Here is a 21,261-nt window from a genome sequence, read left to right as displayed (position 1 = left end):
GGCGAGTCCAAGCTGCCGGTCGAGCGCATCGAGGACCACTCCTCGTCCTGGGCGCAGTTCTTCGCCGACTCGCCCGTGCCCGGCGTGCTGCGCGCGCACCGCGAGCTCGTCGACACCGGCGCGCTCCTCCTCGGCGCCCGTACCGGGTGCCGTCGGACGGCCCGGCGCACCGGGCGACGTGGCCGGGGTCTCGCCCGACGCCGCGAGCAGCGCGTCCACCCTGGCCCGGAGCACGCCGGCCGCGGGCTCGGGCGCGCTGCGGGCGGGGTCCGCCGCCACCAGCCGGTCGAAGGCCGGGTCGCCCGACCGCTCGTGCTCGTTCATCGCCGTCCCTCCGTGCCCGGTCCGGCCGTCCGCCGTGCCCGATCGCCTGTCCACAGGCCTGTGCACAGGCCCGTCCACCCCGAACATGTGCTCATGCGTCCACCGCTTGCTCGTGGGCGTCCCACGCGTCGCGCAGACGGGCGCGGGCCCGGGACAGCGCGGCGTCCGCGCCGCCGCGGGAGACGCCGAGCACCCGCGCGAGGTCGTCGCCCGACAGTCCGTCCCAGGCGACCAGCAGCAGGATCCGCCGGTCACGCGGCGACAGGCGAGCCAGGACGGACCGGACGGCGTCGTCCGAGGTCGCGAGCTGCGCGGGGTCCACGTCGTCGGGCTCGTCCGGGACGACGGCGACCGGCAGCGCCCGCATCTTGCGCCGGTGGTTGGCCAGGACGTACCCCGCCGTGCGGTAGAGCCAGGGCAGCTCCGCGCCGTCCGGCACGTCGTCCCGGCGGCGCCACGCCGTGGCGAGCACCTCGGCGGCGAGGTCCTCGGCGTCGGAGGCGCGGCCGCCGTCGGGCAGCCGGCGCAGGAAGTACGCGTAGAGGGCGCGCGAGTGCGCGTCGAAGAGCGCGCTGAACCAGGCCTCGTCGCGCGCGCTCGGGTCGGGGCTGTCGTCCACGCCCCCACTCTGTCGTGAGAACCGCCGGTCTTGCACCGTCGGGCCGGAAAGCACCGGACCCCCGGGCCGCCGGAGCGACCCGAGGGTCCGGAACGTCAGGCCGAGTCGTCAGGCCGGGGGCTCAGCAGGCGCCGAGGTCTTCCCACACGCCCCACTCGCCGGTGGTGCCGGGCGTCTCGCCCTGCGTCCACCACTTGGCCCGCCACTCGTGGCCCGCGTGCGAGACGGTGTTGCCGCCCACGTAGATCGCGGACGCGCTCCACGCGGCCGAGGCGCACTGCTCGTCCGGCGGGTCGGTCGGGTCCGTGGGGTCGGTCGGGTCCGTGGGGTCGGTCGGGTCCGTCGGGTCCGTCGGGTCCTCCTCGACCGGGCCCGGCGTGCCGGAGCCGAGCACGTTCCACAGCGCGCCGGTCAGCGCGCCCGAGCGGTCGCCCGAGAGGTCCCACCACATGGCCCCGCCGAGGCCCTGCGAGCGGATGTACTCGGCCTTGGCCGTCACCGACTGGTCGTTGTCGTACGACCACCAGCTGCTGCCGTCGTACCGCCAGGCGGCACCGAGGTCGTCGTCGTAGTACCCCGTGCCGACGTTCTTGATGACGTCGTAGTCGTTGATGCCCGCCTCCCACTGGCCGGAGGCGGCGCCGGTCGCGGGCCCCCAGGCCGACGAGGACGACGCGCCGGTCCAGCCACGCCCGTACATCGCGAGGCCGAGGCCGAGCTGCGCGGGGTCGATGCCGGCGTCGACGTACTCCCCCACGGCGAGGTCGACGCTGAACTGCCGCGCCGGCTCGCGCGGGTCGGCCGGGTCGTCGTACAGGTTGCCCTGGTGGCCCGTCAGCGCCGGGTCCCACGCGCCGTGCAGGTCGTAGCCCTGGACGTTGCCGAAGTCGAGGTACTCGAAGATCTCCGGGTCGTTCCAGCCGCCCGCCTCGATGTCGGCGGGGTTGGCGGGCAGGAACGCGGACAGCTCGTAGTGCTTGCCGGTCTCGGCGCCCACCGCGTCGAGCTGCTCACGGAACTCGGCGAGCAGCAGCTTGAAGTTGCGCGCGTCGTTCACCTCGTCGACGTGGTTGCCCTCGTTGCCGTTCTGCGAGCCGGGCCACTCCCAGTCGATGTCGAAGCCGTCGAAGACGCCTGCGGCCGCGCCCGGGCCGCCACGGCCGTCGATGACCGGCAGGTTGCCGCGGATGAACATGTCGACGCAGCTCGAGACGAACCTCTCGCGCGACGCCTCGGTGGCGGCGGCCAGCGAGAAGTTCTTCGACCAGGTCCACCCGCCGATCGACATCATGACCTTGAGGTCCGGGTGCTTGGCCTTGAGCTGCTTGAGCTGGTTGAACGAGCCGGCCAGCGGCTGGTCCCACGTGTCCGCCTGGCCGGAGACGGAGTTGGCGGCCGTGTAGCCCATGCCGTAGTCGGCCCAGGCGTCGCCCGCGCCGTCCGAGCCGTTGGGCCCGGGGCTCTGCGCCTTGTTCGCCTCGAAGCACTCGAGGCTCTGGTGGTGGATGTTGGCGAACGCGTAGTTGATGTGCGTCAGCTCGTCGGCGACGCCCGAGGTGTCGATCTGCTTGACCTGGTAGCCGCGGCCGTACACGCCCCATTGCGCGAAGTAGCCGACGCTGCGGTAGCCGTTGATCGCCGAGGACGCCACGCCCGAGGACGTCTGGGCCTCTGCGGCGCGGGCCGTGTCGGCGGCGTACAGGCCGGCACCGGCCACGGCGGCGGAGGCCGCCACGGCGAGCGCGGCCACCCCCGCGAGAATTCGTCGGCCCGTCCTCGTGATCCCGGACGGCGGTTGGTACGTCGAATCCATCGTCTTCCCTCTCTGCTCCGGCGCTCTGATCCCCTGTGTTAAAAGTAAGGAAACCTGCGTTAACAGGAAATAAGGGGATTCCACACGGTGGGACTACGTAGCGGAACCTGCCGGATCGCGGGGATTGGTTACGGACTGAAACCTTCACCACCGAAACAACCCCGTGCAGTACCAGATAACTCGTACGAACGGGCGGGGCAGGATGCCACGTTGCACCTGACCTCGCATCAAAAGTCGTGCGCCCAGGTTGATGCGGGTGAAACGTCTGGAGGTCATACTTGCGAGCACCGTGAACGAATCCGGGAGGCTCGACGATGACCGCGCTGCCGCAGCAAGTCGCTTTTCCGCTCGCACTCGGTGACCGCACCGTGGCGCCCCACGTCGCGTGCGAGCTCAGCCGGGTGGTGGGCGACGAACCTGGATGTGTGGACCAGACAGCCCGGATGCTCGACGACGAGCATCTCCTCGGGACGGCGCTGATGCCGGACCCGCTCCCCGCCGCGCGCGCCGTGCGCGAGGCGGTCGGACCCCTCGGCCTGGACGACGACGCGCGCCGCGTGCTGCTCGTCGCCTCCGTCGCCGTGGTCGACCGCACCGACGTCCTCCTCGCCGCGTCGGGGACCGACATCGACACCCTCATGGCGGGTCCGGCCGGCCGCCACCTGCACCTGGTGGGCGGCCGGTTCCGTTTCCACCATCCGCGCATCCGCTCGGTCGTGCACGAGGACGCCGACCTCGCCACGCGCACCGCCGCGCACGTCGCCCTCGCGCACGTGCACCGCAAGGCCGACGAGCCGCTCGTCGCCATGTGGCACACCGCCCTCAGCACGCTCGCCGGGGACCCGCTGCTCGCCGACGGGCTCGTCGAGCTCGCCGAGCAGCACCTCGCCCGCGGCGACGTCCACCGCGCGCACGAGGTGGCTCGCGAGGCGGCGAGCCACGGCACCGGCCGTGTCCGGACCCGCGCCTTCGCCGTCGCGGGCCGCGCGGCCCTGTGGGCCGGCCACGTGCACGACGCCGTCACGCACCTGCGCCGCGCGACCCAGCCCTCCACCGACCCGTCCGCCGCGGGAGCGCTCGACGCCGCGCGCCCCCTCGGTATCGCCCTGGCCCTGCTCGAGGGGCGGCCCGACGCCGTGCTGCCCGACGACGCCGAGGGTCCCGACCGCCTCGCGATCGCGGCTGCCCGCCGCACTCTGCGCCTGCTCGACGGCGCCCCCGCCGACGCCGCCGCGATCCTCTCCGAGGTGGCCGAGCTGGCGCCCGCGCGCCAGGCCGGCCGCTGGTTCGACGGCCCCGACGAGGCGATGACGCCCCTGGCGGAGGCCCACCTGCGCGTCGCCCAGTCCTACCTCGCGCTCCGGCTCGGCGACATCACCGGGGCGGCCACCGTGCTCGACGACGCCGTCGAGCGCCTGCCCGTCGCCCTCGCGTTCGGCGGGCTCGGCATCGCGCTGGCCCGCCGGCTCGACCTCGTCCGGGACGGCCACCTGTCCCGTGCGACCACGGCCCTCGAGGCGTCGGCGCCCGGCCAGGTCTCGCCCGTGGTGCGGGCGGCGACGCTCGGCGACCGGGCGCAGACCGCCGTGTTCGCCGGCCGCTGGGTCGAGGCCGCGACGCTGCTGGGCCTCGCGGCCGAGCGCGGGGGCGACGACCTGCGCAGGCTCTGGCTGCCCACGCCCGACCCCGTCGAGCTGCTCGTGCTCGCCGGGCAGGACAGGGCGGCGCGGCGCTCGCACGACCGCCTCCGCCTCCGGGTGCTGCCGTCGGCGGGTCCCGAGCCGGGCGTGCACACGAGCGCCGTCGCGGGTGCTCCGGTGACGGGGAACGGCACGGTCCCGAGCAGCCTCCCCGGTGGGGCGGGCATCTCGGGCGGGCCGGTGCGCCGGCGCCGGCTGGACCTCGCGCGCGCCGAGCTCGCCCTCGCCGACGCGTCCGGCGTCAACCGGGCGCGCGAGCGCGCCGTCGAGGCGTCCCTGCGCGTGGGCTCGACGTTCGAGCGCGGGCTCACCGAGCTCGTGGCCGCGCGGGCCTACGCGCGCCTCGGCCTCCCGGGCGACGCCGCCGCGCACCTCCTCGGCGCGCACGAGCTGTTCCAGGAGTCGGGCGCCACCGCCTGGGAGCACCTCGCCGAGCAGGCCCTCAGGGCGCCGGCGCCGGGCTCGGCGCAGCGGGCGACCGGGGAGGCGGCCGACGCCCGGCCGGCCGACCTCACGGCACGCCGTGACCCCGCACCCGCCGACATCCCTGGCGAGGCGGGGCCCGGCGGCGCGCAGGAGCAGCTCTGCGGGCAGTGGGACGGGCTGCTCACGGAGCGCGAGCTGGACGTGGCGCGGCTGGTGGTGCAGGGCCGCACCAACCGGCAGGTGGCCGCGAGCCTCTACGTGTCCGTGCGCACCGTCGAGGTGCACCTCGGCCGCGTGTTCCGCAAGCTCGGCGTGCGCTCGCGCACCGAGCTCGCGGTGCTGGCGCTGCGGGGGTAGGCCGTCAGGCCTCGACGATCAGGGTCACCGGCCCGTCGTTGACCAGGTCCACCCGCATGTCGGCGCCGAACCGCCCCGTCGCGACGGTCAGGCCGCGCTCCCGCAGCGCGGCCACCACCGCGTCGACCAGCGGTTCGGCGACCGGCCCCGGCGCGGCCTGGTTCCACGTGGGGCGGCGGCCCTTGCGCACGTCGCCGTAGAGCGTGAACTGGCTGACGACGAGCACGGGCGCGCCCGCGTCCGTCACCGACTGCTCGTCGCGCAGGATGCGCAGCTCGGCGATCTTGCGGGCGATGGTGGCGACCTGCGCCGGGCCGTCGTCGTGCGTCACGCCGACCAGGGCGAGCACGCCCGGCTCGTCGATGGCGCCCACCACCTCGCCGTCGACCAGCACCGACGCGCGGGTGACGCGCTGGAGCACCGCCCTCACCGGCGCGCCCCGCCGTACGCGTCGGCGAAGACCGCGCGCACGTCGCCGACCGGACGGCCGCCGCCGAGCACCGGCACCCGGCCGAGCGCGTCGAGCCCGCCCGGGTAGACGCCGGGCAGCCCCGCCGCACCCGCCGCGCGCAGGGCCGCCGCGAGGATCGCGGGGCGTGCGCGGGCCGAGCCGTCGAGCACCTTGAACGCGAGGGCCGAGCCGTCGGGCAGCCCGGCGGCGTACACGCCCTCGGCGCCGTCCTTCGCGACGAGCCCCGGCACGGCCTGCATCGCGAGGGTCACGTCGCGGCCCGTGCCACCGACCATCTCGGGGTGCGCGGACACCGCGCGGGCCACGCGCGCCTCGTGCGAGCGCACGTCGACCGTCGGCGCCGCGGCCAGCGTCGAGAAGGCACGTGCGAGGCCGAGCAGCGTGGTCGAGAACAGCGGCGCGCCGCAGCCGTCGACGGTCGTGTGCATGACCACCTCGGCGTCGCCGGTCAGCTCCAGGACGGTGCTGCGGACCGCGCGCTGCAGCGGGTGCTCGGGCGACAGGTAGGTCTCCAGGTCCCAGCCCTGCGCGCGACAGGTCGCGAGCATCGCGGCGTGCTTGCCCGAGCAGTTCTGCGTGAGCGACGCCGGGCCGGGGCCGCCGGCCAGCGGCGCCGTGTGCCACTCGAGCGCGGCAGGCGGGTACAGCGGCAGGTCAGGGGTGTTGCGCAGGGCGTCGACCCCGAGGCCCACGGACGACAGGATCTGCAGCACGCCCTCGAGGTGCGTCCGCTCGCCGTTGTGGCTCGCGGCCGCGAGCGCCAGGAGGCGGTCGGGCAGCTCGAGGCCGGCGCGCAGCATGGTGAGGAGCTGGACGGGCTTGAGCGACGAGCGCGGCCAGACCGGCGTGGTCGGGTTGCCCGCCTGCAGAACGGGGCGGCCGGTGGGGTCGAGGACGACGAGGTGGCCCAGGTGCACCGACTCGACGAGGTCGCCGCGGACGACCTCGGCGAGCGGCGCGGCGTCGTCGAGCACCCCGGCCGAGACGGCGGTCACCATCCGCCCTGCGGGCCGCGGGGCTTGCGGCCGGTGCCGTAGCTCTGGAGGCGGGGGCGCAGGCTGACCCAGTAGATGATGGCCGGCGCGACGGCGATGATGTTGAGGAACGAGCCGAACATGAAGCCGCCCTGGAGCCAGCCCTGCGGCAGACCGAGGAAGCCGAGCGCCGCCGCGACCCCGAGGATCGCGAGCCAGCCGGCCTTCGGCACGCGGCCCTCAGCGCGGTAGCCCCTGTCGGGCCGGCGTGCGGCGTCGACCAGCGCGACGACCTGCACGACGAAGACCACGAGCGCGAGCGCGGCCATGACGAACCACTGCAAGATTCCCACGGCGCGAGCCTACGGCACGGGTCGGACACGGTGCGCTGACCGGCCCTCGCCTCCGAACAGCATGCGCGCCAGCAGCAGCATCTGGGCGGCGAAGCCGAGCAGGACCGCCGTCAGCGCCCAGAGCCAGCCCGCCGTGAACCCGACGGCGAGGAAGACGGCGGCCGTGACGCCCCAGACGACGACGGTGTAGATGCCGAACCGGGCGGCGGCCACGGGGTCGTGCTCGAACCGGTTGCCCACCTGGGCGTGCTCCCGCTCCAGCTCCAGCACCCACGGCTTGCGACGGTTCGTCTGGGTGGCGAGCAGGTAGGCGAGCCAGGCGCCGCCGGCGACGACGAGAGGGAGCCCGAGCTGGAAGGCCGCGCTGGGCCGGGCGAACAGCACGGCGCTCACGGTCCCGCCAGCCGCGCCGGCGGCCAGGAGCGCCGTCGCGCACCCGTACGCGGCGGCGCGGCGCCACGGCATCGCGTAGTGCGCAGCGGTCTCCCGGCGCAGGGAGGCGGCGACGATCCACCCGACCCCGAGCCCGGCGAGGTACGGGGCGGCGAGCGCCAGGGGCACCCAGCCCGCCTCGGCGCGCTCCGCCGTCAGGGACAGGATCCAGATCAGCGGGACGAACGCCAGGAGGATCACGACGGACGCGACGATCACGCCCACGACGTAGCGCGGCCGCACCGGCACCCGCTGACGTGCGGCCGCCGCGGCCGCGTCCACCACCGCAGGACCCGGCGCGGCGGGCGACCGGGCACCGTCGTCCGCCGTCGCCTCCGCGACGAGCGCCCGGACGTCGCCGAGCTCGTCGACGGCGCGCCGTGCGGCGTCGTCGGCGCCGACGCCCTGCGCGGTCAGCTCGGCCACGCGGTCGAGGAGGTTCGCGCGGATCTCCTCCTTGAGGTCCTGCACGTCGGGTGTGACGGCGATGCCCGCGAAGGCGTCGTCGAGCAGCCGGTGCACCGAGATGTTCGTCATCAGGAGCCCTTCAGGTCGAGGAGGGAGTCGATGGTGCTCCGCGTGGCCACCCACGCGTCCACGTTGCGCCGGTACACGGCCCGGCCGGCGTCGGTGATGCGGTAGTACTTGCGGCGTCCGCCCTGGGACTCGTCGCCCCAGTAGGCCTCGACCAGGCCGTCCTTCACGAGCCGCCGGTAGGCCGCGTAGAGCGTGGCCTCCTTGATCTCGTAGTCACCGCCGGTCGCGTCGCGGATCGCCTTGTAGATCTCGAACCCGTACCGGTCCCGCGCACGCAGCACCCCGAGCACGATCGTGTCGGTGTGCCCGCGCAGCAGGTCGGCGGCGAAGGCGTCGGCCTTGCCGCCCGTCAGGTCGCTCGCTGGCTGCATCACGACAGGTACTGTATCTGATCAACTACTAGACCACAACGGTCTGGTTCTGGTGCTCGGTCCCGCGCACCGCCGACAGCAGGGCGAGCTCAGAGCTCGGGCAGGGCTCCGCGGGCCTCCTCCGGCGTCGCGCCGGCGGCCTCCAGGGTGTCGACCACCGGCGAGCGCAGCAGCATCACGAGCGACTGCACCTGCCAGTCGCCCTCCCCCACGGTGCGGGGGTCGATCCGCGCCGCGACGGCGGACAGCACCTCGCGGCTGCGCGCGCCGTCCCCGCCCGTGCCGACGGCGGACGCCAGCTCCCGCACGCCCGCCGCGAAGCCGTCGACGAGGTCCGCCACGGGCGTGACGTCGTGCCCGTTCTCGACCACGGGCAGCACGCGGCGGGCCAGCACGCGGATCGTCCGCATCGTCCGGTCGACGAGCACGGCCTGCTCCTCGAGCCGCGCCAGCTCGGGCCGGTGGACGCGGCCGACCGAGATCTGCGCCAGCTCGCGCGCCGTCCGGGCGGCCTCCTGCCACTCGGCGAGCACGGGCTCGGACGCGCGGCCGCGCACGAGGGCCGCGCCGACGTCGTTCCTGTCGCGCTCGCGCAGGCCGTGGGCGAGCGTCTCGAGCACCTCGGCCAGCTCGGTCACCGACTGCTCCGCGAGCGCCCGGGGACGACGCCGCGTGTCACCGGGCGTCAGCAGCGCGACGAGCAGCGCGACGGCGCCGCCGGTCAGGGCGTCGGTCCACCGCCCGAGCGGCCCGCCCGACACGGACGGCAGACCCACGACGATGATGGCCTGCACACCGGCCTGGGTGACCAGCAGGGCGCCCCGGTCGATGAACCGCGCGGCGACCGCGGAGATGAACAGGACGAGGCTGAGCTGCCACCAGCCGGAGCCGATGAGGTGCACGATGAGGTCGCCGATCGCGACGCCGACCGCCACGCCGACCGCCATCTCGGAGACCCTGCGGACGTTGCGCTGAGCCGTGAAGCCCAGCAGCACCCATGCGGCGACCGGCGCGAAGAACGGCTGCTCGTGCCCGAGCACGAACCGCGCGACCAGGTAGGCGACCCCCGCGGCGAGCGACGCCTGCGCGATGGGGATGAGGCTCGCGCGGGCGCGGATCCAGCCCTGCCGGAGCCGGGTGCGGAGCATGAGCGTGCGCCGGGCCTTGTGCCACATCTCGTCGGCCGCGCCGGGCAGGGTGCTCACGCAGGCATCTTCCCATCCCCCCGCCCGGCTCGTCGGGTGCCGGGCGGGAAGGTCAGATCAGGCTGGCCGGGCCGCGGAGCCCCGGCGTCAGGGGGCCGTGGCCGTCCGGGCGGTCCACCGAGACGCCGTCGCCCGGGACCACGACCTCCTGCGCGGCCGTGACCTCGATGACCTGGCCGGACACGTCGCCCGCGACCAGCAGCCCCGCCTCCTCGGGCACGTTGCGCTTGAGGACGGCCAGGCCGATCGGCCCGAGCTCGTGGTGGCGCCCCACGGAGGTGAGCGTGCCGACGGTCTTGCCGGCCCCGCCGTCGGGCGCGGGCAGCCGCACCTCGGCGCCCGGCTCGGGCAGGAGGTGCTGCGAGCCGTCGAGGTGCAGCATGACGAGGCGCCGCGGCGGGCGGCCCAGGTTGTGCACGCGCGCGACGGTCTCCTGGCCGCGGTAGCAGCCCTTGTTGATGTGGACGGCGGTGCGCAGCCAGTCGAGCTCGTGCGGGATGGTGCGGCCGTCGACCTCGCGCGCCAGGCGCGGCCGCCAGGCCTCGACCCGCAGCGCCTCGGTCGCCCAGGTGCCGACCAGCGGCCAGCCGGCGGCCTCGCGCGCCGCGACCTCGGCCTCGAGGTCGGCGCGCGGCACCAGCACGAGGCGCCAGGGCCGGGCGGCGCCCGGGTGGTCCGCCTCGGCCGGGCCGTAGCGGGTGCCGCCCGGCGCGACGGTGGGCCACGCGTCGTGCCAGGTCACCGGCTCGCCCTCGGCGCCCTCGGCCGCGACGGGCTCGCCGACCGCCGCCCACTCGTCGGTCGCGTCGGTGATCTCGACGCGCAGCGTGAACTTCATGCGGTCCAGCCACTGCGCCAGCCCCGGCGCGGCCGCGCGCTCGGTGATCAGCCAGGTGGCCTCGCCGTCGTCCACGACGCCCGCCGCGTGCTCGACGTGGCCCTGCGGCGACAGCACGAGCAGCTCGGTGCTCGTGCGGGGGGCGAGGTGCTCGAGGTGCTGCGAGGTGATCGAGTGCAGCCAGCTCAGCCGGTCCGGTCCCGCGACGCGCACGACCCCGAGGTGCGACTGGTCCACCACGGCACCGCCGCGCGACAGCGCGCGCTGCTCGGCCGTCGGGTCACCGTAGTGCCAGGCGACGCCGGCGTCCGGTCCGGCAGCGGCGACGGCGCCGGGCCGGCGCAACAAAGGGCTCTCGTAGTCCATGCTCACCTCAGGTGCAGCGTCCCGGACCCGCGGGACATTCCCGTTCGTTACTGACGGTCCAGCTCAGCCGACGCGTACGAGCGCAGCGGCTCGCCGAACGCCGCGAGCTCCTCGACCCAGAGCAGCCGGCCCTGGACCAGGCCGTACAGCCGCTTGGAGGCGCGGACCTCCGACGACGTCGACGTGCGTGCGATCGCGTCGGACGCCAGGTCGATGCGTCCGTTGCCCGCCGCGCCCACGTAGACGGTGATCCGCCCGGACGCGTCGGCCACGAGCACCTCGAGGGCGTGCTTGTCGTCCTCCAGGCCCTCGGGCCGGTCGGTGGAGACGCGCCAGTAGCCGGTCTCGGTGGACCACACGGTGCCCGCCTCGCCGACCTCGCCGGTCCCCGGCGCCGCCGACCCGCCGTCGGTCGGGTCCGGCACGGGCGCGGGCCACTCGCCGTCGGCGGGCGGCGCGTCCGGCACCGCGCCGTCGAGCACGCGCAGCGTGGACTCGAAGCGCAGGTACGGACCGCCGTCGTGGTCGAAGACGAGGTCCTGGACGAACGTCTTCCTGCCGATGGTCGGGTACTCGATCACGCCCTCGCCGCGCCACCGGCCGACGAGCCAGGCCAGCGGGTAGACCTCGGGCGAGAGGCCTTCGGGGAAGGTGAACGTCATCAGCGCTGACCGGTGTACAGCTTGTAGACGACGTAGCCGGCGAACCAGGCCACCGCAGCGGCGACCACGACGATGAGGCCGGTGAAGATGATCTCGAGGGCATGGATCGACATGGTCACGATCCTAACGGCCAGGCCCGGAGCGCACGGCATACAGTCGGCGGCATGCGACAGCTCGTGATCAAGACCACTGCGGGGCTCGAGCGGCCCGAGGCCACCAACCAGGCGTTCACCGTCGCGGCGGCGGCCGTCGCGGCCGGCGCGGAGGTGAGCCTGTGGCTCACCGGCGAGTCGGCGTGGTTCGCCCTGCCGGGCCGTGCGGCCGACCTCGCCCTCGAGCACGCGACGCCGCTGGCCGATCTGCTCGACGTCGTCCTCGCCGCGGGCACGGTGACGCTGTGCACGCAGTGCGCGGCGCGCCGCGGGATCACCGAGGCGGACGTGCTGCCCGGCCTCCGCGTCGCGGGCGCGGCGCTGTTCGCGGAGGAGGTCCTGCGCGACGGGGCGCAGGCGCTCGTCTACTGAGGGGTCAGGCCCGGACCAGCCCCGACCGGCGCAGCAGCAGGTACAGCTCGCACCCGAGGCACAGGCCGAAGACGGCGTTCAGGGCGGCGGCCACGAACGCCACGCCCGCGGCGATCGGCACGGCGGAGAGGATGCCGAACGCCCCGAGCACCACGCCGACGGCGGTGACGAGCAGGCCGATGCCCTGCGCGAAGCGCGGCGGGCGCCGGTCCTCCATCTCGGCGGGCGGGCCGAGGCGCGGGCGCACGAACGTCTTGAACACCCAGCCCTGCCACGTGCCCTCGGCACCCCGCAGGGTGCCGAGCAGGAAGCTCAGCATCATGAAGGTCAGGAGCACGAGCCCCGCCGTGCTCTGGCCCAGCAGGACCACGACGGCGAGCAGCACCGAGGTGATGCTCGCCCCCACCCGCGGCCCTCGCGGGTCGATCATCCCTGTGCTCATCGCTGTGCCTCCCCCTCGGCTCCGGTCGCTGCGGGGACCCGGTTGAGCGCCTGGCGCGCCTGCGAGTCGGAGACGACGCCGCTCATGCGCGCCACCTCACGACCGCCGCCGTCGACCACGAGCACGGTGGGCGTGCGCAGCACGCCGAGCGACCGCACGAGGTCGAGGTGGTCGTCGACGAGCACCTCGCGGTGACCGACGCCGGCCGCCCCGCCGGTGAGCCCCCCGAGCACGCGCGACGTCGAGCGACACGCGGCGCACACCTCGGCAGAGAACTGCACGAACGTCACCCGCTCGGCCAGCGCGATCCCCGCCGACGCCCAGTCGATCCCGGCCGGGGTCTCCCGCGGTGCGCGCACGGCACCCTGGCGTGCCGACCACCACACTCCGAGCGCCGCGGTGCCCAGCACGAGCACGACCAGCGCAATCACCTGTCCCAGCATTCTGCTCACGATGCCTTGTGTCGCCCCTCCCGACAACCCGGTGTCCGCGATAAGGACGGACATGACGCCTGTCACACCGGGGGTGAACCGGCCCGTCACGGAGCTGCGCACGTGCTTTCCTTGACCGGAACCCCTGTCGTCGCAGGCTTTCGCGCGCCACCAGCCCACCCGGCGGTCCAGGAGCGCGGTGGTAGCGTGCACGGATCCGCATAAACGGGAGAAATTGCAAGATGGCAGCTCTGCCCACCCGCACCTGGAACGGCCTGACCATCCCGGCCCCCGGGACCTGGGCGCTCGACGAGAACCACAAGAGGCTCGGCTTCCTCGCGATGCACATGATGGTCAGCCCCGTGCGCGGCGAGTTCGCGGACGGCGAGGCGGTCGTCGAGGTCGGCGAGGACCCGCTGGCCTCCCACGTCTCCTGCACGATCCGTGCGGACTCGATCACCACCCACGTGGCCGACCGCGACACGCACCTCAAGAGCCCCGACTTCCTCGACGTCGAGAACCACCCCACCATCGAGTTCCGCAGCACGGGCCTGCGCCTGCAGGCCGAGGCGGACCCGATCTTCTCGTGGGCCCGGCTCAAGGCGGGCACGGTGGGCCGGCGCCCCCACGACCCGCGGCAGGCCGACGGGTCCTTCACCAAGTTCCTCATGGACGGGCTGCTCACGGTGCGCGGCACGACGCGCCCGGTCACGCTCGACTGCGACTTCGGCGGCGTCGGCCGCGACCCCTACGGGCAGGACATCTTCGGCTTCCACGGGAGCTGCGAGATCGACCGCGAGGAGTGGGGGCTGCTGTGGAACGTCGCCCTCGAGGCCGGCGGCGTGCTCGTCGCCAGGAAGGTCAGGATCGAGATCGCCGGCGAGATGGTCCGTCAGGCCTGAGCCCGGCCGTCCGAGGGCGCGCGGTCAGAGGATGACCATGCGCCCCACGACGAACACGAGGATGCCGCAGACCACGACGGGCAGCGTCGCCGCGGAGATCCCGGCGAGCCGGGCGCGGCGCTTCGGCAGCCGCTCCAGCAGCAGGTGCAGCGCCCCGACGGCGAGCCCCGCGACCAGCCCGGACCACAGCCCGCTCACGGTGTCGATGTTCGGCAGCAGCGTCGCGGCACCGCCGCCCACCACCACGGCGGCGACCGCGGAGACGCCGAGCGCGACCCAGCCCCGCAGCGGCAGCGCGGACACGGCGGCCGCGACGGCGAGCGCGACGGCGCTCGTCACCACGAGCGCGGCCCCGGCGTCGGACCGGGCCGCCGCGACCCAGCCGGCCGCGCCGAGGGCCGCGACGACGCCCGCGACCGTGCCCGAGACCGACTCGGTGAGCTGCGGCCTGCCGTCGCGGCGCAGCATCTGCGCGACGAACGCGAGCACGACGGCCCCCGCCAGCACGACGGGCAGGTGCCGCAGCACGGGCTCGCCCGGCGTGAGGTAGACGACGGCGGCGCCACCGATGCCGCACAGCGCCACGACCAGGCGGGTGCTGCCCGGTGCGGGCAGCCGCAGCAGCGACGGCCAGCCGAGCGCGACGAGCACCACGAGGGCCACGGCGGCGGCCGCGAGCGGGAGCGGCCGGGGCTGGACGTACGACGCTGCGGCGACGGCCGCCGCGAGCGCGGCGGTGGTCACGGCACGGGTGGAGACGGACACGACCCAGAGTTTTCCAGAGTCCGACCCGGTTTCCTCAATCGGCACCCGGGAGCAGGACCACCCGGCGTCATGTGACCGTCACGTGCGCTGAGCAGCACGGTGGTGACCAGGAAAAGGGCGTGTAACATGCACGCAACAAGCAACAGGGCAGACTTCCGCAGAGCCAGTCGAGTGCCAGCTGGACGCGACGAGAGGTTCCGCCACCCGCGGGGCCCGAGCCAGGGACGGTTGCAAGACGCCGGTTCCGAGAGGAGGTGCGTCAATGGCAGAGCTGTTGATCCTCACGCCTGTCACCGGCGGGTCGGCCGAGGTGCTTCCCGCACTCGGCCTGCTGTCGCATCGGGTCCGTGTGCTGCCGATGGAACCGTCCGCACTGGTGGACGCCCCGGACGCGGACGTCGTCCTCCTGGACGCCCGCCGCGACCTGGTGGCCGCCCGCACCACGTGCCGGCTGCTCCACGCGACCGGCCTGACCGTGCCGCTCGTGCTCATCCTCACCGAGGGCGGCCTCACGGTCGTCACGCACGAGTGGGGCGCCGACGACCTGCTGCTCGAGTCCGCCTCCCCCGCCGAGGTGGAGGCGCGCCTGCGCCTCGTGGTCGAGCGCTCGGCGCGCGGCCCGGCCGAGGAGTCGCAGCAGGAGATCTCCGCGGGCGAACTGGCGATCGACGCGGGCGGGTACACGGCCCGGCTGCGCGGCCGCCCCATCGACCTCACGTACAAGGAGTTCGAGCTCCTCAAGTACCTGGTGCAGCACCCGGGCCGCGTGTTCACCCGCGCCCAGCTGCTGCAGGAGGTCTGGGGCTACGACTACTACGGCGGCACCCGCACCGTGGACGTGCACGTGCGGCGCCTGCGCGCCAAGCTCGGCCCGGAGCACGAGCAGCTCATCGGCACGGTGCGCAACGTCGGCTACCGGTTCGACCCGCCGAAGGAGCAGCGTGCGGCCGAGGAGCCGCCCACCGCGCCGTCCGGCGCCGCGCGCACCGAGGCCGCCCCGGAGCAGCCCGGCACGACGCCGCCCGCCGCCCCCGGACCGCAGCGGGGGAACGAGCCCGGCTCGGGCCAGGCCGGCCGGCGGGTCGCGCAGACCGGGCACTGACGCCGCAGATCACGCGCGCGGCGAGGCGTGAGCGCGTAGGTTCGTACCCGTGACCGCACTCTCGGCCAGGCCGGCGGCCCGCACGGCAGCCACGAGCGACTACACGTGCGCCCTGGTCGACGGCCCGTGGCAGCACGAGTTCGTGTCGTCGGGCGGGTCGCGCTTCCACGTCGTGGTCGCCGGTCCCGAGAGCCGCACGGCACCGCTCGTCGTCCTGCTGCACGGCTACCCCCAGTTCTGGTGGGCGTGGCGCGCGCAGATCCCGGCCCTGGCCGACGCCGGCTACCGCGTCGCCGCGATGGACGTGCGCGGCGTGGGCGGGTCCGACAAGCCGCCGTCGGGCTACGGGGCGCCCACGCGCGCCGCCGACGTCGCGGGCGTCGTCCGCTCGCTCGGCCGTGAGCGCGCGGTGGTCGTGGGGCACGGCACGGGCGGCATGCTCGCGTGGGCCGTCGCGGCCCTCCACCCGGCCACGACGACGGCGGTCGCCGCGCTGGCCGCCCCGCACCCGGCCCGGCTCCGGCTGGGCGCGGGGGCCGTGCTCACGCCGGCCGCGCTGCGCGAGCTGGCCTACCTCCAGGTCCCGACGCTGCCCGAGCGCGCGCTGACCCGCGGCGACCTCGTGGCGCGCACGCTGGACCTCGGGGCGGCGTCCCCGCTGCCGGACACCGCGGTCGAGCTCTACCTGAGCGCGATGCGCATCCCGTTCGCCGCGCACTCCGCCGCCGAGGCCCTGCGCTGGGCCGTGCGGTCGACGCCGCGCATGGACGGCCGCCGGTTCGCCGCCGCGCTGCGCAGGCCCCTCGAGGTGCCCGCGCTCCAGCTCCAGGGCGGCCGGGACGGGTTCGTCCGGCCCGACCGGGCGGACGTCGACGCGCACGCGCTCGTCCCGGACCTGCGGTACGAGCTCCTTCCGAACGCGGGGCACTTCCTGCCCGAGGAGGCGCCCGACGAGGTGAGCGCGATCCTGCTGGGCTGGCTCGCCCGTGTCAGCCCGGTGCCCGCGCCCGCGTAACCGTCGGCGCGGTCAGACCAGCGGCAGCCCCGCGGTGGGCGAGCGGTCCGGCGCCGGGCGCACGAGCTTCGCCGCCTTCTCGGGGTCGGTCTCGCCCGCGCCGAACGACGGGCACAGGTGCGCGATGCTGCAGGCCCCGCAGGCGGGCGTGCGGGCGAGGCAGACCCGCCGCCCGTGCCACACCAGGTGGTGGCTGAGCATGGTCCACTCCTTGCGCGGGAAGAGCTCACCCACCTCGGTCTCGACCTTGACCGGGTCCTCCTGCGTGGTGAACGCGAGGCGCCGGGCCACGCGCCCGAAGTGGGTGTCCACGGTGAGGCCCGGCACCCCGAACGCGTTGCCGAGCACCACGTTCGCCGTCTTGCGCCCGACCCCCGGCAGCGTGACCAGGTCCTCGAGCCGGCCCGGCACCTCGCCGCCGAACCGCTCGACGAGCGCCGCCCCCAGGCCGATCACCGCCTTCGCCTTGGCGCGGAAGAAGCCGAGCGGCCGCAGGATCTCCTCGAGCTCCTCAGGGTTGGCCGCCGCGTACGCACGCGCGTCCGGGTAGGCGGCGAACAGCTCCGGCGTGGTCTGGTTGACCCGGACGTCGGTGGTCTGGGCGCTGAGCACCGTGGCGACGAGCAGCTCCAGCGGCGTGGTGAAGTCGAGCTCCGCGCGCGCGTCCGGGTACGTCTCGGCGAGCGTACGGTGGACGCGCCGCGCCCTGCGCACGAGCGCCAGGCGGCTCTCGGGTGCCTTCGGTGTCGTGGTCACCCCGCCACAGTAGCGACCGTCACCGACACGGCCCGCGGGGGCGGCGGTCGCATGTACCTAGGACGGGGAGTATGAGAAGGTCAAGGGCGCCCCGGACCTCACGACGGTCCCTGTGAATCGAGGAAGAGTCACCATGCCGTACACGCACCACCTCCGCGTCTACCCCTCTGCCGAGCCGCTCGCGCGCACGGACCAGCTCGCGTGGAAGCTCGCGGAGCTCGCCACCGACACCGTCGAGCCGACGGCCGAGGTCACCGACATGGTGATCAACCGCGTCATCGACAACGCCGCCGTCGCGGCGGCGAGCCTCACGCGCGGCCCCGCCGTCGCCGCGCGGACGCAGGCCCAGGCGCACCCGTACACGCCGGGCGCCACCGTCTTCGGCCTGGCCGCCGGCGCGACCAGCAGCCCCGAGTGGGCCGCCTGGGCCAACGGCGTCGCCGTGCGCGAGCTCGACTTCCACGACACCTTCCTCGCCGCCGAGTACTCGCACCCGGGCGACAACATCCCGCCGGTCCTGGCCGTCGCGCAGCACGCGGGCCGCACCGGCGCCGAGCTGGTCCGAGGCATCGTGACCGGCTACGAGATCCAGGTCGACCTCGTGCGTGCGATCAGCCTGCACAAGCACAAGATCGACCACGTGGCGCACCTCGGCCCGTCGGCGGCCGCCGGCATCGGCACGCTGCTCGGCCTCGGCACCGAGACCGTGTTCCAGGCGATCGGCCAGGCCCTGCACACCACGACCGCCACCCGGCAGAGCCGCAAGGGTCAGATCTCGACCTGGAAGGCCCACGCCCCCGCGTTCGCCGGCAAGCTGGCCGTCGAGGCGGTCGACCGCGCGATGCGCGGCCAGACCTCCCCCGAGCCGATCTACGAGGGCGAGGACGGCGTGGTCGCCTGGCTCCTGGACGGGCCCGACGCCGCCTACGACGTCGTGCTGCCCGCCCCGGGCGAGCCCCGCACCGGCATCCTCGACACGTACACCAAGGAGCACTCCGCGGAGTACCAGGCGCAGGCGATCATCGACATGGCCCGTGCGCTGGGCACCGAGCGCCCCGAGCTGCGCGACCCCGCGAACGTCGCCTCGATCGTGCTGCACACCAGCCACCACACCCACTACGTCATCGGCTCGGGTGCGAACGACCCGCAGAAGTACGACCCCACGGCGTCGCGCGAGACGCTCGACCACTCGGTCCCGTACATCTTCACGGTCGCGCTGCAGGACGGCGGCTGGCACCACGTCGGCTCCTACGCCCCCGAGCGCGCGCAGCGCCCCGACACCGTGGAGCTGTGGCGCAAGGTCACCACGGCGGAGGACCCGGAGTGGACGCGCCGCTACCACTCGACGGACCCGGCGGAGAAGGCGTTCGGCGGCCGCGTCGAGATCACGCTGACCTCGGGCGAGGTCGTGACGCGCGAGATCGCCGTCGCCGACGCGCACCCGCTGGGCGCCCGCCCGTTCGTGCGCGAGAACTACGTCGCCAAGTTCCGCACCCTCGCCGAGGGCGTGCTCACCGAGGACGAGATCGAGCGCTTCCTCGGCCTGGCCGAGCGGCTGCCCGAGCTCACGCCCGCCGAGGTCCGCGAGCTCACGATCGTCGCGGCGCCGGGCGTGGTGGAGTCGGTCGAGGCGCCCTCCGGCCTGTTCGAGCTGGGCGCGCGCGTCGAGGCGGGAGCCCGCTGATGCTCTACTCCCGGCTCACGCCCGCCGCCAAGCGCCGCGCGTTCCGCGAGGCCCTCGCCGGGCCGGACCTGCTGCGCCTGCCGGGCGCGTTCAACCCGCTGAGCGCGACCCTCATCCAGGACAAGGGGTTCGACGGCGTCTACGTGTCCGGCGCGGTGCTCTCGGCCGACCTCGGCCTGCCCGACATCGGCCTGACCACCCTCACCGAGGTGGCGGGCCGCGCCGGGCAGATCGCGCGCGTCACCGACCTCCCCGTCCTGGCCGACGCCGACACCGGCTTCGGCGAGCCCATGAACGTGGCCCGCACCGTCCAGACCATGGAGGACGCCGGCGTGGCCGGCATCCACATCGAGGACCAGGTCAACCCCAAGCGCTGCGGCCACCTGGACGGCAAGGAGGTCGTCGGCCTCGACGACGCCGCACGCCGCATCCGGGCCGCGGTCGACGGCCGACGCGACCCCGACTTCCTCGTCATGGCGCGCACCGACGTGCGCGGCACCGAGCCGGGCGAGCGCGGGCTCCGGCTCGCGATCGACCGGGCCAAGGCCCTCGTCGACGCCGGGGCGGACGCCGTCTTCCCCGAGGCCATGGCGGACCTGGCGGAGTTCGAGGCCGTGGCGTCGGCCCTCGACGTGCCGGTGCTCGCCAACATGACCGAGTTCGGCAAGTCCGAGCTCTTCACCGCGGAGCAGCTCCACGGTGCCGGCGTCAGCCTCGTCATCTACCCCGTCACGCTGCTCCGCATCGCGATGGGAGCCGCCGAGCGCGCGCTGGACCACATCGCCGCGGCGGGCACGCAGGCCGAGCTGGTGCCCGAGATGCAGACCCGCGCACGGCTCTACGAGCTGAACGACTACGCGGCCTACAACCACTTCGACGCGAACGTCTTCACCTACACGCCCTGACGACCGTCCTGAACACGAAGGAGTGCGCATGACCGAGACCACCGAGATCCGGAAGGGTCTGGCCGGCGTCGTCGCCGATACGTCGGCGATCTCGAAGGTCAACCCGGAGACCAACTCGCTGCTGTACCGCGGCTACCCCGTCCAGGACCTGGCCGCGAGGAAGTCCTTCGAGGAGGTCGCCTACCTGCTGTGGCACGGCGAGCTCCCGACGCCGGCGCAGCTCGCCGAGCAGACCGCCGTCGAGCGCGTCCACCGCGAGCTGCCCGACAACGTCCGCGACGCGGTCCTCGAGCTCCCCACCGACTGCCACCCCATGGATGTGTGCCGCACCGCGGTCTCGATCCTGGGCGCGCACGACCCGCAGGCCGAGGACTCCTCGCCCGAGGCCGAGCTGGCCAAGGCGCTGCGGCTGTGGGCGGTCCTGCCCGCCGTCGTCGCGCTCGACCAGCGCCGGCGCCGCGGCCAGGAGCTCGTGCCCCCGCGCGAGGACCTCGGCTACTCCGCCAACTTCCTGTGGATGACGTTCGGCGAGGAGGCGGAGCCGGCCGTCGTGAAGGCCTTCGAGGCCTCGATGGTGCTGTACGCCGAGCACTCGTTCAACGCCTCGACGTTCACCGCGCGCGTCATCACCTCGACGCTGGCCGACCTGCACTCGGCCGTCACGGGCGCCATCGGCGCGCTGAAGGGCCCGCTGCACGGCGGTGCGAACGAGGCCGTGCAGGCGACGTTCGAGGAGATCGGCTCGGCGGACAGGGCCGAGGCGTGGCTCGAGGACGCCCTGGCGAGCAAGAAGAAGATCATGGGCTTCGGCCACCGCGTGTACAAGAACGGCGACTCGCGCGTGCCGACCATGCGCGCCGTGCTGGGCGACCTCGCGGAGCACTACGGCCGGACCGAGGTGCTCGACCTGTACGAGACGCTCGAGAACGCCATGGTGAGCCGCAAGAACATCAAGCCGAACCTGGACTACCCGGCAGGCCCGGCCTATCACCTGATCGGCTTCGACACGAACATCTTCACACCGCTGTTCGTCGCCTCCCGGGTCACCGGGTGGACGGCGCACGTCATGGAGCAGCGGGCCGCCAACTCGCTGATCCGGCCGGTCTGCGAGTACGTCGGGCCGGAGCAGCGCGAGGTCCCCTGACCTGCGGTGACGGACGCCCGTTCGGTGCTCCCGGGCAACTCCCCTAGGATTCATGGACGGGCGTCCATCTCCGCACCCGGCAGTGCCGACATCTCGCACGAGGCGGACGAACGCGTCAGGCACCACGCCACGCGGACGCCAC

22 protein-coding genes and 1 pseudogene are annotated in these 21,261 nt (G+C 74.4%); 8 read left to right on the top strand and 15 right to left on the bottom strand.

Going from position 1 to position 21,261, the window contains the following annotated elements; translation table 11 throughout:
• The 3 genes and pseudogenes from HLB15_RS06845 to HLB15_RS06835 all read right to left on the bottom strand — a co-directional run.
• Positions 1–324 (bottom strand): annotated as a pseudogene (locus tag HLB15_RS06845) (hypothetical protein); the annotation flags it as partial.
• 91 nt (positions 325–415) lie between these two features.
• Positions 416–943 carry an RNA polymerase sigma factor gene (locus HLB15_RS06840; protein ID WP_171104548.1) on the bottom strand — a complete coding sequence of 176 codons (528 nt, stop codon included), beginning with the start codon at positions 941–943 and terminating at the stop codon, positions 416–418.
• A 121-nt stretch (positions 944–1,064) separates the two neighbouring features.
• Positions 1,065–2,756 carry a glycosyl hydrolase family 18 protein gene (locus tag HLB15_RS06835; RefSeq protein WP_212759575.1) on the bottom strand — a complete coding sequence of 564 codons (1,692 nt, stop codon included), beginning with the start codon at positions 2,754–2,756 and terminating at the stop codon, positions 1,065–1,067.
• A gap of 425 nt (positions 2,757–3,181) precedes the next feature.
• On the opposite strand from HLB15_RS06835, the gene HLB15_RS24735 reads away from it, so the two are divergent.
• Positions 3,182–5,239: a helix-turn-helix transcriptional regulator gene (locus HLB15_RS24735; protein ID WP_171104547.1), complete on the top strand. Its 2,058-nt coding sequence runs from the start codon at positions 3,182–3,184 to the stop codon at positions 5,237–5,239.
• 4 nt (positions 5,240–5,243) lie between these two features.
• Here the strand turns inward: HLB15_RS24735 and dtd are convergent, their stop codons facing one another.
• From dtd to HLB15_RS06790, 8 genes are all read right to left on the bottom strand, one after another.
• Positions 5,244–5,669 (bottom strand): D-aminoacyl-tRNA deacylase, encoded by a 426-nt coding sequence (gene dtd / locus HLB15_RS06825; protein ID WP_171104546.1) that lies wholly within the window; start codon positions 5,667–5,669, stop codon positions 5,244–5,246.
• Positions 5,666–6,709, bottom strand: coding sequence for an asparaginase (locus HLB15_RS06820; protein ID WP_171104545.1), 1,044 nt, complete (start codon positions 6,707–6,709; stop codon positions 5,666–5,668). Before HLB15_RS06820 ends, dtd begins: the two co-directional genes overlap by 4 nt.
• A complete protein-coding gene (locus tag HLB15_RS06815; RefSeq protein WP_229785128.1) occupies positions 6,703–7,038 on the bottom strand; it encodes a DUF2516 family protein in 336 nt (111 codons plus the stop codon). Before HLB15_RS06815 ends, HLB15_RS06820 begins: the two co-directional genes overlap by 7 nt.
• 9 nt (positions 7,039–7,047) lie before the next feature.
• Entirely contained in the window at positions 7,048–8,007 is a 960-nt protein-coding gene (locus HLB15_RS06810) for a permease prefix domain 1-containing protein (protein WP_171104544.1), read from the bottom strand.
• Positions 8,007–8,378: a PadR family transcriptional regulator gene (locus HLB15_RS06805; RefSeq protein WP_171104555.1), complete on the bottom strand. Its 372-nt coding sequence runs from the start codon at positions 8,376–8,378 to the stop codon at positions 8,007–8,009. The genes HLB15_RS06810 and HLB15_RS06805 overlap by 1 nt, the downstream gene beginning before the upstream one ends.
• 89 nt (positions 8,379–8,467) lie before the next feature.
• The gene (locus HLB15_RS06800) at positions 8,468–9,583 is read right to left on the bottom strand and encodes an FUSC family protein (protein ID WP_308424921.1); all 1,116 of its coding nucleotides are present in this window, start codon (positions 9,581–9,583) and stop codon (positions 8,468–8,470) included.
• Between the two features lie 52 nt (positions 9,584–9,635).
• Positions 9,636–10,787 (bottom strand): CAF17-like 4Fe-4S cluster assembly/insertion protein YgfZ, encoded by a 1,152-nt coding sequence (gene ygfZ / locus HLB15_RS06795; RefSeq protein WP_171104543.1) that lies wholly within the window; start codon positions 10,785–10,787, stop codon positions 9,636–9,638.
• A 47-nt stretch (positions 10,788–10,834) separates the two neighbouring features.
• Positions 10,835–11,449: a heme-binding beta-barrel domain-containing protein gene (locus tag HLB15_RS06790; protein ID WP_171104542.1), complete on the bottom strand. Its 615-nt coding sequence runs from the start codon at positions 11,447–11,449 to the stop codon at positions 10,835–10,837.
• A 164-nt stretch (positions 11,450–11,613) separates the two neighbouring features.
• On the opposite strand from HLB15_RS06790, the gene HLB15_RS06785 reads away from it, so the two are divergent.
• Positions 11,614–11,973 (top strand): DsrE family protein, encoded by a 360-nt coding sequence (locus tag HLB15_RS06785; protein ID WP_171104541.1) that lies wholly within the window; start codon positions 11,614–11,616, stop codon positions 11,971–11,973.
• Between the two features lie 4 nt (positions 11,974–11,977).
• On the opposite strand, the gene HLB15_RS06780 is transcribed toward HLB15_RS06785, so the two are convergent.
• Both HLB15_RS06780 and HLB15_RS23715 read right to left on the bottom strand, forming a co-directional pair.
• Positions 11,978–12,415 (bottom strand): DUF4395 domain-containing protein, encoded by a 438-nt coding sequence (locus HLB15_RS06780; protein ID WP_171104540.1) that lies wholly within the window; start codon positions 12,413–12,415, stop codon positions 11,978–11,980.
• Positions 12,412–12,867 (bottom strand): TlpA family protein disulfide reductase, encoded by a 456-nt coding sequence (locus tag HLB15_RS23715; RefSeq protein WP_189086955.1) that lies wholly within the window; start codon positions 12,865–12,867, stop codon positions 12,412–12,414. Before HLB15_RS23715 ends, HLB15_RS06780 begins: the two co-directional genes overlap by 4 nt.
• 221 nt (positions 12,868–13,088) lie before the next feature.
• Here HLB15_RS23715 and HLB15_RS06770 point away from each other — a divergent pair, with 221 nt between their 5' ends.
• Entirely contained in the window at positions 13,089–13,748 is a 660-nt protein-coding gene (locus HLB15_RS06770) for a YceI family protein (RefSeq protein WP_171104539.1), read from the top strand.
• Positions 13,749–13,772: 24 nt separating this feature from the next.
• On the opposite strand, the gene HLB15_RS06765 is transcribed toward HLB15_RS06770, so the two are convergent.
• Positions 13,773–14,513 (bottom strand): hypothetical protein, encoded by a 741-nt coding sequence (locus HLB15_RS06765; RefSeq protein WP_171104538.1) that lies wholly within the window; start codon positions 14,511–14,513, stop codon positions 13,773–13,775.
• Positions 14,514–14,775: 262 nt separating this feature from the next.
• Here HLB15_RS06765 and HLB15_RS06760 point away from each other — a divergent pair, with 262 nt between their 5' ends.
• Entirely contained in the window at positions 14,776–15,615 is an 840-nt protein-coding gene (locus HLB15_RS06760; protein WP_171104537.1) for a winged helix-turn-helix transcriptional regulator, read from the top strand.
• Positions 15,616–15,664: 49 nt separating this feature from the next.
• Positions 15,665–16,630: an alpha/beta fold hydrolase gene (locus tag HLB15_RS06755; RefSeq protein ID WP_171104536.1), complete on the top strand. Its 966-nt coding sequence runs from the start codon at positions 15,665–15,667 to the stop codon at positions 16,628–16,630.
• 12 nt (positions 16,631–16,642) lie between these two features.
• Here the strand turns inward: HLB15_RS06755 and nth are convergent, their stop codons facing one another.
• The gene (nth, locus tag HLB15_RS06750; protein ID WP_171104535.1) at positions 16,643–17,386 is read right to left on the bottom strand and encodes an endonuclease III; all 744 of its coding nucleotides are present in this window, start codon (positions 17,384–17,386) and stop codon (positions 16,643–16,645) included.
• Positions 17,387–17,519: 133 nt separating this feature from the next.
• On the opposite strand from nth, the gene HLB15_RS06745 reads away from it, so the two are divergent.
• Genes HLB15_RS06745 through HLB15_RS06735 form a run of 3 tightly spaced genes read left to right on the top strand, consistent with a single transcriptional unit; the run spans position 17,520 to position 21,119 of the window.
• Entirely contained in the window at positions 17,520–19,070 is a 1,551-nt protein-coding gene (locus tag HLB15_RS06745) for an MmgE/PrpD family protein (RefSeq protein ID WP_171104534.1), read from the top strand.
• Positions 19,070–19,975, top strand: a complete 906-nt coding sequence (prpB, locus tag HLB15_RS06740) for a methylisocitrate lyase (protein ID WP_171104533.1) — start codon at positions 19,070–19,072, stop codon at positions 19,973–19,975. The genes HLB15_RS06745 and prpB overlap by 1 nt, the downstream gene beginning before the upstream one ends.
• A 28-nt stretch (positions 19,976–20,003) precedes the next feature.
• On the top strand, positions 20,004–21,119 hold the full coding sequence (locus HLB15_RS06735) for a bifunctional 2-methylcitrate synthase/citrate synthase (protein ID WP_171104532.1): 1,116 nt from the start codon (positions 20,004–20,006) through the stop codon (positions 21,117–21,119).
• The last annotated feature ends 142 nt before the right edge of the window (positions 21,120–21,261 follow it).

The organism is Promicromonospora citrea (assembly GCF_013004695.1).
GTDB lineage: Bacteria > Actinomycetota > Actinomycetes > Actinomycetales > Cellulomonadaceae > Promicromonospora > Promicromonospora citrea.
The sequence above is the reverse complement of the archived record's forward strand: the minus strand, read 5'-3'. Positions and strand labels throughout refer to the sequence as shown.